17 protein-coding genes, 2 tRNA genes and 1 other RNA gene are annotated in these 16,447 nt (G+C 75.4%); 9 read left to right on the top strand and 11 right to left on the bottom strand.

The annotated features are described in order from the left end of the window. Positions 1–107: 107 nt before the first annotated feature. The 3 genes from recR to ACI79P_RS06290 all read right to left on the bottom strand — a co-directional run bounded on the left by recR (position 108) and on the right by ACI79P_RS06290 (position 3,561). Positions 108–707 carry a recombination mediator RecR gene (recR, locus tag ACI79P_RS06300; RefSeq protein ID WP_456580169.1) on the bottom strand — a complete coding sequence of 200 codons (600 nt, stop codon included), beginning with the start codon at positions 705–707 and terminating at the stop codon, positions 108–110. Between the two features lie 44 nt (positions 708–751). Then, positions 752–1,090 (bottom strand): YbaB/EbfC family nucleoid-associated protein, encoded by a 339-nt coding sequence (locus ACI79P_RS06295; RefSeq protein WP_166533398.1) that lies wholly within the window; start codon positions 1,088–1,090, stop codon positions 752–754. Positions 1,091–1,224: 134 nt separating this feature from the next. After that, positions 1,225–3,561: a DNA polymerase III subunit gamma and tau gene (locus tag ACI79P_RS06290; RefSeq protein ID WP_456580168.1), complete on the bottom strand. Its 2,337-nt coding sequence runs from the start codon at positions 3,559–3,561 to the stop codon at positions 1,225–1,227. Between the two features lie 193 nt (positions 3,562–3,754). Here ACI79P_RS06290 and ACI79P_RS06285 point away from each other — a divergent pair, with 193 nt between their 5' ends. Next, positions 3,755–4,282 carry a SigE family RNA polymerase sigma factor gene (locus ACI79P_RS06285; protein WP_456580167.1) on the top strand — a complete coding sequence of 176 codons (528 nt, stop codon included), beginning with the start codon at positions 3,755–3,757 and terminating at the stop codon, positions 4,280–4,282. Continuing rightward, positions 4,279–5,436, top strand: a complete 1,158-nt coding sequence (locus tag ACI79P_RS06280; RefSeq protein WP_456580166.1) for a hypothetical protein — start codon at positions 4,279–4,281, stop codon at positions 5,434–5,436. The genes ACI79P_RS06285 and ACI79P_RS06280 overlap by 4 nt, the downstream gene beginning before the upstream one ends. Positions 5,437–5,590: 154 nt before the next feature. On the opposite strand, the gene ffs is transcribed toward ACI79P_RS06280, so the two are convergent. Then, an RNA gene (gene ffs, locus ACI79P_RS06275) (signal recognition particle sRNA small type) lies at positions 5,591–5,686 on the bottom strand. A gap of 223 nt (positions 5,687–5,909) precedes the next feature. Between ffs and ACI79P_RS06270 the strand changes: the two genes are divergently transcribed. Further along, positions 5,910–6,833 carry a DMT family transporter gene (locus ACI79P_RS06270; protein WP_456580165.1) on the top strand — a complete coding sequence of 308 codons (924 nt, stop codon included), beginning with the start codon at positions 5,910–5,912 and terminating at the stop codon, positions 6,831–6,833. 51 nt (positions 6,834–6,884) lie between these two features. Here ACI79P_RS06270 and ACI79P_RS06265 read toward each other — a convergent pair. After that, positions 6,885–6,969: transfer RNA gene (locus ACI79P_RS06265), tRNA-Ser, on the bottom strand. A 163-nt stretch (positions 6,970–7,132) separates the two neighbouring features. On the opposite strand from ACI79P_RS06265, the gene ACI79P_RS06260 reads away from it, so the two are divergent. Together ACI79P_RS06260 and ACI79P_RS06255 are read left to right on the top strand one after the other, a co-directional pair. Beyond that, positions 7,133–7,480: a hypothetical protein gene (locus tag ACI79P_RS06260; RefSeq protein ID WP_456580164.1), complete on the top strand. Its 348-nt coding sequence runs from the start codon at positions 7,133–7,135 to the stop codon at positions 7,478–7,480. A gap of 18 nt (positions 7,481–7,498) precedes the next feature. Continuing rightward, the gene (locus ACI79P_RS06255) at positions 7,499–9,262 is read left to right on the top strand and encodes a protein kinase domain-containing protein (RefSeq protein ID WP_456580163.1); all 1,764 of its coding nucleotides are present in this window, start codon (positions 7,499–7,501) and stop codon (positions 9,260–9,262) included. Between the two features lie 61 nt (positions 9,263–9,323). Here ACI79P_RS06255 and ACI79P_RS06250 read toward each other — a convergent pair. The 5 genes from ACI79P_RS06250 to ACI79P_RS06230 form a co-directional block, all read right to left on the bottom strand. Then, positions 9,324–9,411 (bottom strand) — tRNA-Ser (locus ACI79P_RS06250). A 10-nt stretch (positions 9,412–9,421) separates the two neighbouring features. Further along, complete coding sequence (locus ACI79P_RS06245) at positions 9,422–9,892, bottom strand: nucleoside deaminase (protein WP_456580162.1); 471 nt, start codon at positions 9,890–9,892, stop codon at positions 9,422–9,424. A gap of 34 nt (positions 9,893–9,926) precedes the next feature. Next, a complete protein-coding gene (locus tag ACI79P_RS06240; RefSeq protein WP_456580161.1) occupies positions 9,927–10,586 on the bottom strand; it encodes an HAD-IA family hydrolase in 660 nt (219 codons plus the stop codon). Continuing rightward, on the bottom strand, positions 10,583–11,086 hold the full coding sequence (locus ACI79P_RS06235; protein WP_456580160.1) for a tRNA adenosine deaminase-associated protein: 504 nt from the start codon (positions 11,084–11,086) through the stop codon (positions 10,583–10,585). The genes ACI79P_RS06240 and ACI79P_RS06235 overlap by 4 nt, the downstream gene beginning before the upstream one ends. After that, positions 11,083–11,745 (bottom strand): O-methyltransferase, encoded by a 663-nt coding sequence (locus tag ACI79P_RS06230; RefSeq protein WP_456580159.1) that lies wholly within the window; start codon positions 11,743–11,745, stop codon positions 11,083–11,085. The genes ACI79P_RS06235 and ACI79P_RS06230 overlap by 4 nt, the downstream gene beginning before the upstream one ends. A 49-nt stretch (positions 11,746–11,794) precedes the next feature. On the opposite strand from ACI79P_RS06230, the gene ACI79P_RS06225 reads away from it, so the two are divergent. Then, positions 11,795–12,754 (top strand): prephenate dehydrogenase, encoded by a 960-nt coding sequence (locus tag ACI79P_RS06225; protein ID WP_456580158.1) that lies wholly within the window; start codon positions 11,795–11,797, stop codon positions 12,752–12,754. A gap of 58 nt (positions 12,755–12,812) precedes the next feature. After that, positions 12,813–13,046 (top strand): DUF2630 family protein, encoded by a 234-nt coding sequence (locus tag ACI79P_RS06220; RefSeq protein WP_456580157.1) that lies wholly within the window; start codon positions 12,813–12,815, stop codon positions 13,044–13,046. A 191-nt stretch (positions 13,047–13,237) separates the two neighbouring features. Here the strand turns inward: ACI79P_RS06220 and ACI79P_RS06215 are convergent, their stop codons facing one another. Continuing rightward, positions 13,238–14,458: a PucR family transcriptional regulator gene (locus ACI79P_RS06215; RefSeq protein WP_456580156.1), complete on the bottom strand. Its 1,221-nt coding sequence runs from the start codon at positions 14,456–14,458 to the stop codon at positions 13,238–13,240. A gap of 382 nt (positions 14,459–14,840) precedes the next feature. On the opposite strand from ACI79P_RS06215, the gene ACI79P_RS06210 reads away from it, so the two are divergent. Further along, positions 14,841–15,665, top strand: coding sequence for an ABC transporter ATP-binding protein (locus ACI79P_RS06210; protein ID WP_456580155.1), 825 nt, complete (start codon positions 14,841–14,843; stop codon positions 15,663–15,665). Further along, on the top strand, positions 15,658–16,422 hold the full coding sequence (locus ACI79P_RS06205; protein ID WP_456580154.1) for an ABC transporter ATP-binding protein: 765 nt from the start codon (positions 15,658–15,660) through the stop codon (positions 16,420–16,422). Before ACI79P_RS06210 ends, ACI79P_RS06205 begins: the two co-directional genes overlap by 8 nt. The last annotated feature ends 25 nt before the right edge of the window (positions 16,423–16,447 follow it).

Raw genomic sequence — 16,447 nt, 5'->3', positions numbered from 1 at the left:
CCCGGGCAGGCCCGATCGTCCATCGAAACCAAGCCGTGACCTACAGAGAAGGACTCGCCTGCCCCCCACCGCTCGCGCGCTCGCGGCGGGCCCCTGCAGGCGGCCTCTTATGCGTCGATGCGGCGGCGGCCCTCGAAGGCCCTGCCGAGGGTGACCTCGTCGGCGTACTCGAGGTCGCCACCCACCGGCAGACCGCTGGCCAGCCGGGACACGGCCAGCCCCATGGGCCCGACCAGGCGCGCGAGGTAGGCGGCCGTCGCCTCCCCCTCGAGGTTGGGGTCGGTGGCGATGATCAGCTCCGTGACCGCGCCGTCCATCAGCCGGGTCATGAGCTCCTTGACCCGCAGGTCGTCGGGGCCCACCCCGTCGATCGGGCTGATCGCCCCGCCGAGCACGTGGTAGCGGCCGCGGAACTCACGGGTGCGCTCGATGGCGACGACGTCCTTGGGTTCCTCCACCACGCAGAGCACGTCCTCGGCCCGGCGCGGGTCGCGGCAGATGCGGCACTGCTCGGCCTCGGCGACGTTGTAGCAGGTCACGCAGAAGCGGACCGACTCCTGGACGCGCGTCAGCGCCGCCACCAGGCGGCTGACGTCGGCGGACTCGGACGACAGCAGGTGGAACGCGATGCGCTGGGCGCTCTTGGGCCCCACGCCGGGCAGGCGACCGAGCTCGTCGATCAGGTCCTGGACGGCGCCCTCGTACACGGTGCTCCTCGGGTGTGCGAAGTGGATCGGGCGGGTGCGCCCGATCAGAGGCCGGGCAGCCCCAGGCCGCCGCCCAGGCCACCGGCGAGCGGCCCCATCCGGCTGGCGGTCAGCTCGTCCGCCGCGCGCTTGGCGTCCCGGACCGCGGCGACGACGAGGTCCTGCAGGGTCTCCAGGTCGTCGGGGTCGACGGCGTCCGGCGCGATGGTGAGCGCGGTGAGGTCGCCGTCGCCGGTCATCGTCGCCGAGACCAGCCCGCCACCGGCGGTGCCCGTGACCTCGGTGGCCGCCAGCTCCTGCTGGGCGGCGGCGAGCTGCTGCTGCATCTGCTGCGCCTGCTTCATGAGCTGCGACAGGTCGGGCTGCTGGCCTCCGGGGAACATGCCACGAGAGTAGGCCGCGGGTGCGACAGGTGAGGGCGCGCCGCCCCCGAGTGCTGCCTGCGTCGAGTTGCTGGCCCGCCCACTGCGGGAATCCGACGCGGGCCTGCGAGCGGCGGGGAGCAGGGGGCCCTTCGTCAGCTGTCGACCGGGCGGGCGCCCAGCTGTGCCCGCAGGAGCTGCAGCGCCGCCTGCTCCTGGTCGACGGCGGGTGCCGCCTCCCGGCCGTCCCCGTCCGCCCCCTCCGCGGCGCGCTCGGCCATGAGCTCGCGCGCCTCGGCCGCCTCCGCCGCCCGGGCCGCCTCGCGGGCGGCCTCCGGCGCGGCGTTCCGGGCGCCGGGGGTGGCGGACCCGGCGCCGTCGACGACGGCGTCGATGCGCCAGCGGACCCCCAGCAGCTCGTTGAGCGCCTCGCGGAGGACGTCCTTGTTCAGGTCGTCCCCCAGCCGGCGGGCCAGCGCCGGTGACGAGGTCGACAGCGTGAGCACGCCCGCGGAGAGCTGGTGGACCTGGGCGTTCTTCAGCAGGGCCTCGGTGGTGCGCTTGTGCTTCTTGACGATCGCGAGCAGCTCGGGCCACACCCGGCGGACGTCGGTCGTGGTGAGCTCGCCGTCACCGGCCGGCTCCGGGTTGGCCGACACCACGGGCGTCGGCTCGCCGCCGCGCGGGGCGGGCGAGGACTCGGCGGCGGCGCGGGGCGGGGAGGCCGGGGGCCGTGGCTGCTCCACCCGTGCGGCGGCGGCCCGGGCGGCGGCCGGCTGCGCGGGGTGCGGCCAGTCCTCGTCGTCGGTGGGCTCGGGCGGCAGCGGGATGTCCGGCTCCTCCGCCGTCACCCGCGGACGAGGGGCGGGCGGGTCGGCGGCAGGCGGTGCTGCCGGCGCGGGCGGCGATGCCGGCCGGGGGCGGCTGCCCGGCTCAGCGGTCTCGGGCCAGTCGGCGGTCGCCGCGGGACGCGGTGCCCCGCCGCCGGGGCGCGCGGTCTCGGGCCAGCCGTCGGCCGCCGGCGCCGGGGTCGACGGCGCGGGGGCCGACGGCGCGGCGGCGGCTGCGGGGGACGCGGGCGCGGACGTGGGGGGCGCGGCGGCGGCCGGCGGCCGGGTGTCCGTGCGCGCGGCCGCCTGCTCCGCCTGCGACCGGCGGACGAATTCCCGCTTCGGACCCGACGGCGTGGGCTGGCCCGCGTCGGGGCCCGCGGCCGGGGCGGCGTCGACCGGGGCGGCGTCGACCGGGGCGGCGTCGACCGGGGCGGCGTCGACCGGGGCGGTCTCGCGGTGGCCGATCTCCTCCCGCGGCCGGCCGGCGTGCTCGCCGGCGATCGACATCCGGCGCTCGAGCCGCTCCAGGCGCTGCAGGGTCGCGGCCGCCGACCCGTCGGTGGCCGGCAGCAGCATCCGGGCGCAGACGAGCTCGAGCAGCAGCCGGGGCGCCGTCGTCCCCCGCATCTCGGTGAGCCCCTCGTGCACGGTGTCGGCCATCCGCGAGAGCGTCGCCGAGCCCAGCGCCTGCGCCTGCTGGTTCATCAGGTCCAGCCGGTCGGGTGGGCAGTCGAGCAGGCCGTTGCCCCCGGCGTCGGGGACGGCGTCGAGCACGATGAGGTCGCGCAGCCGGTCGAGCAGGTCGGTGGCGAAGCGGCGGGGGTCGTGCCCGGCCTCCACCACGCGGTCGACGGCGCGGAAGACGCCCGGCGCGTCGTGCGCGGCCAGCGCGTCGATGGTCTCGTCGAGCAGGGCGTCGTCGGTGACGCCGAGCAGCCCGACGGCGGTCCTGTAGGTGACGCCCTCGGGCCCGGCGCCGGCCAGCAGCTGGTCCAGGATCGACAGCGAGTCGCGGACGGAGCCACCGCCGGCCCGCACGACCAGGGGGAAGACCGTCGGCTCGACCTGCACGCCCTCGGCGGCGCAGGTCTTCTCCAGCAGGGTGCGCAGCGTCGTGGGCGGCACCAGCCGGAACGGGTAGTGGTGGGTGCGCGACCGGATGGTCGGCAGCACCTTCTCCGGCTCCGTCGTCGCGAAGACGAAGACCAGGAACTCCGGCGGCTCCTCGACCACCTTGAGCAGGGCGTTGAAGCCCTGCGTCGTCACCATGTGCGCCTCGTCGACGATGTAGACCTTGTAGCGGCTGCTCACCGGCGCGAAGAACGCCCGCTCGCGCAGGTCGCGGGCGTCGTCGACGCCGCCGTGGCTGGCCGCGTCGATCTCGATGACGTCGAGCGAGCCCGGCCCGTCGGGGGCGAGCGCCACGCAGGAGCCGCAGACGCCGCACGGCGTGGACGTCGGCCCCTGCTCGCAGTTCAGCGAGCGGGCCAGAATCCGCGCCGAGGACGTCTTGCCGCAGCCGCGTGGACCGCTGAAGAGGTAGGCGTGGTTGATCCGGCCGCCGTCGACCGCGTTGACCAGCGGCGCGGTGACGTGCTCCTGCCCGACCACCTCGGCGAAGGTCGCCGGGCGGTACTTCCGGTAGAGCGCCAGTGCCACGGACGCAGGTTACGCGGCGGGACCGACACCACCGACGAAGCGCCGGGCGGGCCCCCGGACGGCCGGGCGGACGTCGCCGGCCCGCTGCGGTCGGCGGTGCCGACCGGCTGTTATGAGACCGATACATACCGGTATGGGGCGGGACCGGTTCCTCGGGGCGTCCTCCTCACGAGACCTACCTCCGGAGGAGCGAGTGACCGAACACAGGGACGCGGAGTTCACCGACTTCGTGGCCGACCACGGCGGGCCGCTGCTGCGCACGGCCTGCCTCGTCACCGGGGACGCCCACCTCGGTGAGGACCTGCTCCAGACCGCTCTGGCCAAGGCCTACGGGTCCTGGGACAAGGTCCGGCAGGCCGACCACCGGGTCGCCTACGTGCGCCGGCTGATGATCAACGCGCATCTGAGCTGGCTGCGTCGCCTGACCAACACCGAGCGGGTCCTCGAGACCTTCCCCGACGTCGGCGGCGGTGACCCGCAGAGCGCGCACGCCGAGACCGACGAGATGCGCCAGGCACTCCTCCGCCTGTCGCCACGCGTCCGCACCGCCGTCGTCCTCCGGTACTTCGAGGACCTCTCGGAGGCGGAGACCGCACACCTCATGGGCTGCTCGCGCAGCACCGTCAACAACCACGTCGCCAAGGGACTCGCCGCGCTCCGCGGTCTGCTCGATCCCCGCACGGACGACGACCTCACGCCCGCGTCGGGGAGGCACCAGTGAACGACCACGAGACCACCGTCCTCCGTTCCCGCTTGACCGCGTTGGCCGACGACATGACGCCACCGCTCGACGTCGTGGGTCTCGTGCGGGACGCGAGCCTCCGGCACCGGCGGAAGCGCCGTGGCCGCCTGGCCCTCCTCGCCGTCACCACCGCGACCGCCGCGGTGGCGGCCGGGACCGTGGTCGCGGTCGACGCGCTCACCGCGGACCGCGGGCAGGAGGTGGCGCGGCCGACGCCGGTCCGGACGTCCACCCCGCCCCCGCTGGTCTCCGCCACTCCCGCGGCGGAGCCGACCGCGCCGGTCACGGGCTGGGAGATCCGCACGTTCGAGGGCGTCACCTTCGAGGTCCCGCCCGGCGCACGAGCGGCCGACACCATCGACCCGGGACCCGCGCCCTCCTTGTTCGAGGGCCCGTCCCTGACCTGGAACGGCCCACGCCTGGGCGGTGACGTGTACGCCGAGGTGCAGATCACGGAGATCGAGACCTACGAGGGCGGCCTGTACCCCGCCGATGGTGGCGACTGGTTCACCGTCGCGGGCGCCGACGCGGCCTACGGCGGTGTCGACGCAGCCAGCCGGAGCGACGGCGCCGGCGCCGAGGTCGCGACGACGTCGGTCTGGCTGTACCTCCTGAACGGGGACCGGCAGTTCCGGGTCTCCGCCCTCCTCCCGGGCGGGGACACCGGTGTGCAGATGGCCGAGCGCGTCGTCGCCTCGCTCGCCGTCACCCCGGCCGCCGTGGAGGACGACCCGGGCGGCGTCCACCAGCCCTCCACGGCGTGGGAGAGCCGCACCGTCCAGGACATCACCTTCTCGGTCCCGCCGGGGTCCAGTGCCCCCGAACACCGGACCGACTCGACACTCATCTGGTACGGCCCGCAGGTGGACGGCCAGGCGACGTTCCTCACGCTGGACGTGACCCCTCTGCTCCCGGGCCAGTCGGTGGGCGACGGGTACGCCCGGACGACGGTCCCCGGCACGCAGGAGGCCTGGGTCATGACCGACCTCGGCACCATGAACCCCGGCATCGCGACGTTCACGGTCTGGATGCACGACGGCCGTCGGAGCATCAGTCTCGGGGGGACCCTCCCCCTCGGTCCCGGGAGCGAGGAGACGATGCGACGGGTCGTGGAGTCGGTCGTCGTGGGCTGATCGCCGAGGCTCCCGGTCGTGAGCCCGATGCCGGCACCTCGTGGACCGGCACCGGGCTCACACCCGGGGTGCAGCAGGAACGCGATCGAGCCCTGGCCGCCGGTGCGGAGGTCCGGCGATGCCGTATCCGGCGGTGGCGACCGGCCCCCGGGAAAGCGAGGACCCCCCGCGCACCCGCCAGAGCCCGCTTATCCTTGCTGCCTTCCGGCCCTGGGGAGGTTCACGGGATGACGCCACACGAGGGGTCGCGCTCCACTGTAGAGGAAACCCCTCGGGCCGCGGACGCACGCCCCGCTACGCTGCCGCCCATGACGCTGTGGCCCCGTCCGGAGGCTCGCCCCGGGCGTGCGCGGGGTGGGGGGGACGGGGCCCTGTCACTTCCCCCGCCGCGCTCCTGACCCGGAGCCCGGCGGGCTGATCCGCCCCGCGCTCCGGGCAACGAGCCCCGTCCCGGCAGCCGCACCTGGAGCGTCATGTCCTCCCCCAGCACCGCCGCGACCCGTCGCGGCTTCTCCCTCGTGGTCCTGGCCGCGCTCTGCTGGGGCACCTCCGGCTTCAGCGGCTCGATCGTCGCCCGGCACAGCGACCTCGGCCCCCTCGACATCGCCTGGCACCGCATGGCGATCGGCGCGGTCGCACTGCTCCTCAGCTGGGCGCTCACCCGGCGCAGGGCCGTCCCGGCGCCGGCGGTCGGGCGCGGCACCACCGTCCGCCTGGCGCTGATCGGCGCCGGCCTCGCCTGCTACCAGCTGGCCTACTTCGCGGCGGTCGCCACGGCGGGGGTCAGCATCGCCACCCTGGTCGCGCTGGGGCTGGCCCCGCTGCTCATCGCCGTCGGCGCGACGGTGCTCGGCCACGGCCGCCCGGACGCGGCCACGGTCACCGCCCTCGTCGTCGCCCTCGTCGGGCTGGTCCTGCTCGTCGGCATCTCGGCCGGGGCGGACACCGGGACGGCGGTGCTGCTCGGCGCCCTGCTCGCCGTCGGCTCCGCCCTGGGGTACGCCGTCGTCACGCTGGCGGGGGCGGGGGTGCCGGCCGGGGTGCCGGTGACCCTCGTCGGCTTCGCCGGCGGTGCGCTGCTGCTCACCCCGATCGCGCTCGCCGCCGGCCTGCGGTTCACCGCCGACCCCGTGGCGCTGGGCGTGCTCCTCTACCTGGGCATCGTGCCCAGCGCCGTGGCCTACGCGATGTTCTTCACCGGGCTGCGCACCGTGCCGGGTGCGGTCGCCTCGATCGTCACGCTGCTGGAGCCGCTGACCGCGACCGCGCTGGCCACGCTCCTGCTGGGGGAGCGCCTGGCGCCGCTGGCGCTGGTCGGCGGGCTGCTCGTGCTCGGCGCGGTCGCGGGGCTCTACCTGCGCCGGCTGCGGCAGCCCGTGCCGACGGCGGGCGCCTGACCGCGGAGATGCGACGGGCCCCCGGCGTGTGCCGGGGGCCCGTCGGTGCTGCGGAGGATGGGAGATTCGAACTCCCGAGGGGTTGCCCCCAACCCGCTTTCCAAGCGAGCGCCATAGGCCACTAGGCGAATCCTCCAGGTACGGCGTCGATGGTACCGGGCGCCCTCCCGCGGCTCGCCGGGACACCGCCGGGGAGGCCGGCCGCGGTGGCGTGCGGCATCCTCAGCGCAGAGCGGTTGACCGGATGGCCGGCGGGGAAGGGCCTGCACCTGCGGGCCGCACAGGAGGAGGCGCAGGACATGGACGAGCACAGCGAGGTCCGGCCGGACGTCGTCGAGGCGATCGTCGGTGTGCTCAAGGGGGGCGACGCCGCGGCGCTGCCGGCCGGCGCCACCGCCGCGGAGAAGACCGCCGCGAAGGACCGCTACCTCTCCGAGTTCGCCGCCGAGCGCAGCAAGCGCGACCGCCAGGCGCAGGCCTGGGAGCTGCTGCTGACCCGCAGCTACGACGAGCCGCCCACCTGGCAGCGCATCTTCGACGACCTCGACGGCGACGTGCACACCGAGCTCGGCGGGCTGTACGACGTCCTGCCGGTCGGTGCGCAGGAGGAGTACGCACGCCGGTACGGCGTGCCCTCCACCGTCTGACCCGGCTGCCGCCCGTCGATGACCCGTCCCGACACCGGGCCCGGCCGTCTCATCGCCGGCCGCTACCGGCTGGAGTCCCAGATCGGCGGCGGCGGGATGGGCACCGTCTGGCTGGCGCGCGACGAGCGGCTGGGCCGGCAGGTCGCGGTGAAGCAGGTGCTCTCGCCGCTGGGCGCCGACGAGCAGCTGATCGACGAGCAGCGGCAGCGGGCGCTGCGCGAGGGCCGGATCGCCGCCCGGCTCAGCCACCCGCACGCGATCTCGGTCTACGACGTGGCCCTCGAGGGCGGGGCGCCCTGGCTGGTCATGGAGTACCTGCCCTCCCGCAGCCTCGCGGAGGTCCTCGGCACCGAGGGCGTGCTGCCCGCCGGCCTGGTGGCGCAGATCGGTGCGCAGGTGGCCGACGCGCTGGCGGCCACCCATGCGGCCGGGATCGTGCACCGCGACGTCAAGCCGGCCAACGTCCTGATCGGGGAGGGCGGTCGCGTCGCCGGCCTGGTCAAGATCACCGACTTCGGCATCTCGCACGCCAGCGGCGACGTCACCCTCACCCAGACCGGTCAGATCACCGGCACCCCGGCGTTCCTCGCGCCGGAGGTCGCCCAGGGGCACGAGATGACCGAGGCCAGCGACGTCTTCTCCCTCGGCGCGACGCTCTACACCTGCCTGGAGGGCCAGCCACCCTTCGGCATGCAGGACAACCCGCTGAGCATGCTCCACCGGGTGGCGGCGGGACGGATCACTCCCCCGCAGCGCGCCGGGGCGCTCACCGACCCCCTGCTGCGGATGCTCGCCGACGACCCCGGCGTCCGCCCGCCGATGACCGAGGTGCGCGACGAGCTGGCCCGGCTCGCCGCGGGACGGGACGGCGACCCGACGACGGTGCTCGTGGCCCGCACCGACCTGCGCCCGGCGGGCCCCTCCGGGACGGCGGTGCTCGCCGCGGGCGCCGCGTCCACCGCGCCACCGGCCCCCACCGAGACGCCGGTGCCGATCCCGCCGGCCGCCCGCACACCCGTCCCGCCCGCCGCCCGGACCCCGCTGCCGCAGCCACCTCCCGTCGGGTCCGCCGCCGCGGCGCCCGCTGCGACGGCGGCGGCCGCGGCGCCGGCAGCGGCCGCGGCGCCCGCCGGCCGCCGCGGACCCCGCCGGGGACCGTGGGTGGCGGCCGGCGTCGGCGTCCTCGCGCTGCTGGCCGCGCTCGGCATCTGGCTGGGCACCTCCGGCGGCGACCCCGACGCCACGGCCGCCTCGCCCACGTCGACGACGTCCGAGGCCCCCGCCTCCAGCGAGGAGCCGGTGCCCACGGAGACCCAGCCGGAGGAGCCGGCTGCACCGGTCGTGCCGCCGCCGGCGGAGGAGGAGGTGGTGGTGGAAGGCGAGGACGAGGGGAACGGGAACGAGGGGAACGGCAACCGCGGGAACGGCAACGGTGGGAACGGCAACGGCGGGAACGGGGACGACGGGGACCCGCTCGCTGCGGACAACATCCGCGACTTCGTCGAGGACTACCACGAGCAGGTGATCGAGGACCCCGCTCAGGCGTGGGAGCGCACCGGCCCGACGCTGCGCGCGAACATCAGCCGCGCGAACTACATCCGGTACTGGGAGCAGTTCGAGGACGTGCGTCTCAGCGACATCCAGGCCGCGGACGGCGAGAACACCGCGACGGCCACGATGGAACTGCGCTACGCCGACGGCCGCCGCGAGACCGGGCCGCACGTCTTCACGTTCCTGGTCCGGGACGGGCAGCTGATCCTGGACAGCGACTTCCCCGCCTGAGGGGCTCCCGGACGACGCAGCCCCCGCCCTCCCGGAACGGGGGGACGGGGGCTGTTCCTGCTGGCGGTGGCGGTGGGATTTGAACCCACGGAGGCTTGCACCTCACACGCTTTCGAGGCGTGCTCCTTCGGCCGCTCGGACACGCCACCGCCGAAGAGACTACAGGCCCCGCTGACGGCGGAAGAAGGCACGTAGCAGCGCGCCGCACTCCTCGGCCCGCACCCCGCCGGTGACCTCGGGCCGGTGGTTGAGCCGGCGGTCGCGGACCACGTCCCACAGGGATCCGGCCGCCCCCGCCTTCGGGTCGTCGGCCCCGTAGACCACCCGCGCGACCCGCGACAGCACGCTGGCGCCGGCGCACATCGTGCACGGCTCCAGCGTGACAACCAGCGTGCAGCCCGCCAGCCGCCAGCCGTCGCCGTGCGCCCGCGCCGCCGCGCGCAGGGCGAGCACCTCCGCGTGGGCGGTCGGGTCGCCGAGCTTCTCCCGCTCGTTCGCCGCCTCGGCGAGGACCGACCCGTCCGGCCCGAGGACGACGGCGCCGATCGGGGTGTCCCCCCACTCCTCCGCGGCGGCCGCGAGCTCCAGCGCCCGCCCCATCGCCGCGTCGAGCTCCTCCCCCGCGATCATGGCGCGGGAACCACTCGAACGGCCCCGTACGTGGTCACGGCGCCATGATCGCGGGGCCGTCCAGCGGGAAGCCGACGAGCTCGGAGAGCTCGGCCAGCGCGACGGCGGGGTCGACCACCTTGATCGTCGAGAAGCCCAGGGCGCGGGCGGGCTTGAGGTTGATGCCCAGGTCGTCGAGGTAGGCGCAGTCGGCCGCCTCCACGCGGCGCCCGACCGCCTCGGAGAGCCGGTTCAGCGCCCTCCGGTAGATCTCCGGCTCGGGCTTGCGGACACCCTCGACCGACGACTCGACGATCGCGTCGAACAGGCCGAGCACGTCCCCCAGCCGGCCCGTGCGCTCCATCGGCGCGACGTTGTTCGACAGCAGCGCCAGGGGCAGCCCGGCGTCCCGCAGCCGGCGCACCGCCGCGACCATCGCGGGGCGCAGCTCCCCCTGCAGGGCGGCGAGCACCCGCGCGGCCTCGACCCGGTGTCCCAGCGCCGCGGCCTCGGCCTCGAAGGCGGCGGAGAACCCGGCGACGTCGAGCTCGTTGCGCTCGTACCGCGCCCACGCGTTGGTGTCGGGATGGGTCGAGTTCAGCTGCCGGATCAGCCCCTCGGGCAGCCCCGCTTCCCGCTCGTACGCGGCGAAGGCGGTCATCGGGCTCTCGGTGAGCACGCCGCCGAGGTCGAAGACCACCGCGGTGACGGTCACGGGGTCACCGCCGCGGCCAGCTCGTCGGCGAACCCCAGCCGGGCGGCGATCCGGGCGACCATCTCGTCGGCCCACAGGTCGTCTGCGGTCACGATCGGTCGCAGCTCCTCGGCCGGCAGCCCGTCGTCGGCGAAGAGATCCAGGTCGCCGCCGGGCCAGCCGGTCTCGTCGTCGTCGAAGGTCCCCTCGGTGTCGACGCCGATGCCGTACCGCTCGACCACCTCGGCAGCGAGCACCCACTCCAGCATCGTCGCGTCGGAGATCAGCGCCCGCACCATGCCGCCGGGGCCGTGCCGCAGCGCGACGAAGTACAGCCGCGAGTCGACGACGAGCACGAACGGCGGGGGCCAGCCCGAGGTGCCCGGATCGCCGAGCGCCCGCTCCAGCACCGGTAGCTCGTCGCCGGCGTCGGCGGCCAGCAGCTCCACCCGCCAGCGGGAATCGGCACGGCTCACCCGGACCGCGTAGCTGGCCGGCCCCTCCCCGGTGCCCGCGCTCATCGCTTGCGCAGCAGGGTCAGCCCGTCGGCGAGCGGCAGCAGGGCCGTCTCCCAGCGCGGGTCGGCGGCGAGCGCGGCGTTGAGCTCCGCCACCGCGCGGTCGGACTCGTCCGCGGGGTCCAGCACCCGTCCCGACCGGAGCGTGTTGTCCAGCAGCACCACACCGTTGCCCCGCAGGCGTGGGTGCAGCTCCTCGACGTAGGCGGCGTAGCCGGTCTTGTCGGCGTCGACGAACGCCAGGTCGAAGGTCTCCTCGGCCGGCAGCGCGCGCAGCGTCGGCAGGGCGTCCCCCAGGCGCAGCTCGACCCGGTCGGCGACCCCGGCCCGCGCCCAGTACCGCCGCGCCACCGCCGTCCACTCCTCGTTGTTGTCCAGGCACAGCAGCGAGCCGTCCGCCGGCAGCGCCCGGGCGATGCAGAGCGCGGAGAAGCCGGTGAACGTGCCGATCTCGATCGCCGTCCGGACCCCGAGGGCCGCGGTGAGCAGCCGCATCAGCACGCCCTGCTCCGGGGCGATCTGCAGGGTGGCCGGGGCCTCGCCCCGCGCGGCCATCTCCGCGGTCTCCCGGATCAGGTCGGCCATCACCTCGTCCAGGGCGTCGGACGAGGCGCGGACGTAGTCGGCGAGCTCGGGGGTGAGCAGGAACGACCGGGGCGTCACGGCGCGTGGGGTGGCCGGAGCGGATGGATCGTCGTCATAGCCTCTGATCATGGCCGATACCGCCCGCCCCGGGGCCGTCCCCACCGGCGGGGCGCCGTCCTTCCCGGTCCCGACCATGCCCGCTCCCCCGGTCGGCGTGGTCGGGCTCGGCCAGCTGGGCGGGTCGCTGGCCGCCGCGCTGGCCGCCACCGGGCGCCCGGTCTCCGGCTGGGACGTCGACCCGGCGGCCCGGGACGCCGCGGCCGCGCGCGGGGTGCGGATCACCCGGGAGCTCTCCGGCGTCGTCGTCCTGGCCGTACCGCTGCCGGCGATGGTGACCGCCCTGGACGGGCTGGTGGTCGACCCCGACGCCACGGTGACCGACCTGGGGTCGGTGAAGGTGCCGGTGCTCGACGCGCTGGGCCCCGCACTCGGCCGGCGCTTCGTCGGCGGGCACCCCATGTGCGGCACGGAGCGGTCCGGCCACGGGGCGACGGACCCGGAGCTGTTCGCCGGCGCCCGCTGGGCGCTCTGCCTGGAGCCGGGCACCGAGCTGCCGCGGTGGCTGCGCGTCGCCGAGGTGGCGCTCGCCGTCGGCGCCGAGGTCGTACCGGTCACGGCCGCCGAGCACGACGACGCCGTGGCCGCGATCAGCCACGTCCCGCACCTGCTCGCCGCCGCCCTGGCCGCCGCGGCGGCCGAGGCCGGCCCCCTGGCGCTCGCGCTCGCCGCAGGGAGTTTCCGCGACGGCACGAGGGTCATCGGCAGCGACCCGGCGTTCGTGACCGCGATGGTGGAGGGCAACGCCGCCCCCACGTCCGCGGCGCTGGAGCGGGTCCGCGTGCAGCTGTCGCGCCCGTGGCCCGACCTGGTCGCCGCGGGTCACGCCGTCACCACCCGGGGGGCCGACCGGCGCATCGTCCGGGTTCCGCTGGAGCGCGCCGCGCTGCTGGCCCTCGGCCGCGCCGGCGGCGCGGTGCACCGCCGGCTGGCCGCCTTCGTGGAGGGCTGGATCCCGGGGCAGGGCTGAGCGCCCCGGGGCACGTGGATCCCGTTTCACGCCCGCCTCCCCGGGCACCGACCCGGTCATGGACGAGCAGGACATCTTGAAGCGCATCCACGCCCTCGTGGACGAGGAGCACTCGCTGCGCGAGAGCAGCGAGCACACCGACGAGACACGGGCCCGCATGGGCAAGATCGAGGCCGACCTCGACCAGTGCTGGGACCTGCTGCGGCAGCGCCGCGCCAAGCGGCAGTACGACGAGGACCCCGACGAGGCACAGGTGCGCCCCGAGCAGCAGGTCGAGAGCTACCTCCAGTAGGGAACCCCCTTCCCCCACCGCCGAGCCGCTCGCGCCGGGTGGGCCGCGAGCCGGGAACAGGCGCTGCCCGAGGTCGCGCTCTGCCCCGCCGGAGTGGGCAGAGGGCGACCGCCCTCAGGTGGTCCCCCGTCCTGCTGCCACCGCGGGCGATCGGGGCCGCGGTGTCCGCCGCCCACCTCCGGCGGCGGCTGCTATGCGGACCGGAGTGCCGGCTCGCCGTGCTCCGTGCTCAGGAGCGCCAGCTGCCAGAGCAGCCGCGACCGCGGGTCGGTCACCTTCCGGCCCGTCACCGACTCGATCCGCCGCAGCCGGTGCATCACGGTGTTCCGGTGGCAGTACAGGGCGTCCGCGGCCCGCGTCGGCGAGCCGTCGCTGGCGAGGAACGCCGCGAGCGTGTCCAGCAGCACCGCGCGCTCGTCCCCGGGCAGCTCCAGCAACCCGCCGAGGGACTGGCCCACCAGCCGGGACCTGATCTCGGGCGAGTTGCTCAGCAACGCCTCGGGGAGCCGGTCGTCGATGCTCACCACGCGACTCACCCCCGCCGGCAGCGTGCGGACCGCGGTCTCGGCCAGCCGGTACGCGGTGCCCACCGCGGGCGCACCCTCCACGACGTCGGACACCCCCACCGGGCCGTGCGCCGTCCCGCGCAGCAGCGCCAGCAGGTCGGCGGGGCGGGTGCCGCCCAGACCGACCAGCCCCACCTGCGCGTCACCGCGCACACCCCAGACCGAGCGCACGCCGCGCTTGAGCAGCGCCTCCCCGGGGGACCGCAGCGCCGGAACACCCTCGGGCCCCGGCAGCGCCACGACCGCCATGAGCCGGCCGTCCAGCGGCACGCCCAGGAGCTCCGTGGCGGTGCGCACGAACGCAGGGTCGCTGCCCCGGCCGTCGAGCAGCCCGTCGATCGCCTGCTGGCGCGACCGCTCGTCGACGCCCTCGAGGCGCCGCTGCTCCGTCCGGTAGCCCTCGGCCAGGGCGGCGCACTCGGCGTCGTTGGTCCGCCAGACCGACCCGGCGACCTCGAGCAGGAGGGTGTCGTGGTGCGCGGTGCCGTCGCGGGAGACCGCCAGCAGCGTCTCCCAGGTGACCTGGCCGCCCAGCCGGTAGGCCCGGAGGACCGCCTCCAGCGGAAAGCCCTGGGCGGCCCGCCGCCGGCCCACCGCCCGGGCCGAGGCCAGGTGCGGGGTCCCGGTGCCCGACGCCGCGGCCATCAGGGAGCGCAGCCCGCCCTCCAGGTTCGACCGGGTGGAGTGCCGCAGGTCCTCCTCGGACTCCTCGACGAGCTGCCGGTAGGCGGGTTCGGTGCGGACGAGCACGTCGACCATGCGATCGGTCATCGCGTCGAGCTGCTCCAGCAGGCGGGGCGCCAGCTCGGCGAGCCTCGTCGCCACCTCCGGGCGGAACGGCTGCACGCGCTCACCCCCTCCTGACGCACCGCTGACAGCACAACCGGGCGCGCACGCGACTGTGCGCCGCGCCCATTGTGCGGGCGGGCGCAGGGCGACACGCACCGCGGGGGCCAGTCGTGACCCAATCGAGGCCGGGATCGGCCGCCCTCCACGGGCTCGTCCAGGGGCTCCGATATCGACCTGGCAACGGGACGACTCACAGCACAACACGTTCTTGTGATCGCTGTGCGGTGCGCCCATTGTGACGGGTGACACGGCCGGGCAGGCTCAGCGGGACGTACTCGCGACCCGACCGTCACCACCCATGTCCTGGGTGGTGCCGCACCGATGCAGAGGAGCAGTGGGCCCCTTGGCGCAGCCGACCGGCAGCCACCGAACACAGGAAATGACGCCCACCGCACGGCTCGAGATGACCGGGATCAACGTCGCCTTCGGCGGCGTGCTGGCCCTCACCGACGTCTCCGTGACCGTCGAGCCCGGGCAGGTGCACGGCCTCATCGGCCCCAACGGCGCCGGCAAGACCACCCTGTTCAACGTCGCCTGCGGCCTCGTGCGCCCCACCTCGGGCCGCATCGTCTGGCGCGGCGAGGAGATGCGGCGGCTCAAGCCCAGCAAGCTCACCTCGCTCGGCATCGCCCGCACCCTGCAGGGCGTCGGCCTGTTCCCCGGCATGACGGTGCTGGAGAACGTCATGGTCGGGGCCCACCGCCACGCCCGGGCCGGCTTCGCCTCGGCCCTCTTCGCCCTGCCGACGTCGGACAAGGACGAGCGGCTGCTGCGCGAGCGGGCCACCCGCGCGCTGGCCGAGCTCAACGCCGTCGAGTACGCCGGCCGCTACCCCGGCTCGCTGCCGTACCCGGTGCAGAAGCGGGTCGCGCTGGCGCGGGCCCTGGTCTCGGAGCCGGAGCTCCTGCTGCTCGACGAGCCCGCCAGCGGTCTGTCCGAGGACGAGATGAACGAGCTCGGCGAGCTGATCCGCTCGCTGGTCGGCCGGATGAGCGTGCTCCTGGTCGAGCACCACATGGACCTGGTCATGCGGGTGTGCGACCGGATCACCGTGCTCGACTCGGGCAAGCAGATCGCCGCCGGCACCCCGGCCGAGGTCCAGGCCGACCCCGCCGTCACCGAGGCATACCTCGGTGACGCGGTCGACGCCGAGGCCGACGCCGCCGAGCTCACCCACGCCGAGGGAGGACGCCCCCATGCCTGAGACCCACGGCAGCACCGCCCTGTCGGCCACCGGCGGCACCGGCACCGCCACCCGCCTGCTCGAGGTCGAGGCCCTCACCTCCGCCTACGGCCCGGTCCGCGCCCTCGACGGCGTCAGCCTGGCCGCCGAGACCGGGCGGATCACCGCCGTCCTCGGTGCGAACGGCGCCGGCAAGACGACCCTGCTGCGCACCATCAGCGGCCTGGTCCGCCCCGTCTCCGGCCGCGTCGTCCTCGACGGCGAGGACATCACCAAGGCGCCGGTCGAGTCGATGGTCGCCAAGGGCATGGCGCACGTCCCCGAGGGCCGCGGCGTCATCGCCGAGCTGACCGTGGACGAGAACCTGCGTGTCGGCTCCCTCTTCCGCGGCAAGGTGGACAAGAGCGAGTTCGACCGCGTCTACGACCTCTTCCCGCGCATCGCCGAGCGCCGGAACAACGCCGCGCACACGCTCTCCGGCGGTGAGCGGCAGATGCTGGTCATCGGCCGCGCGCTGCTGGCCAAGCCCCGCATCCTCCTGCTCGACGAGCCCTCGCTGGGCCTGGCCCCGCGGATCGTCGCCCAGATCTTCGGGCTGCTCCGCCAGCTGGTCGACTCCGAAGGGCTCTCGGTGCTGCTCGTCGAGCAGAACGCCCGCAGCGCCCTGTCGGTGGCCGATGTCGGCGTCGTCCTCAACCTCGGCAAGGTGGTCGTCACCGACTCCGCCCGCACGCTGATGGCCGACGAGGACCTCCGGCACGCCTACCTCGGTTTCTGACCCTCCCCGCACAGCCAGGAAGGCT

This window comes from Blastococcus sp. SYSU DS0510 (genome assembly GCF_054050835.1).
Note: the sequence above shows the minus strand (reverse complement) of the source record. Positions and strands in the feature narration are given on the sequence as shown.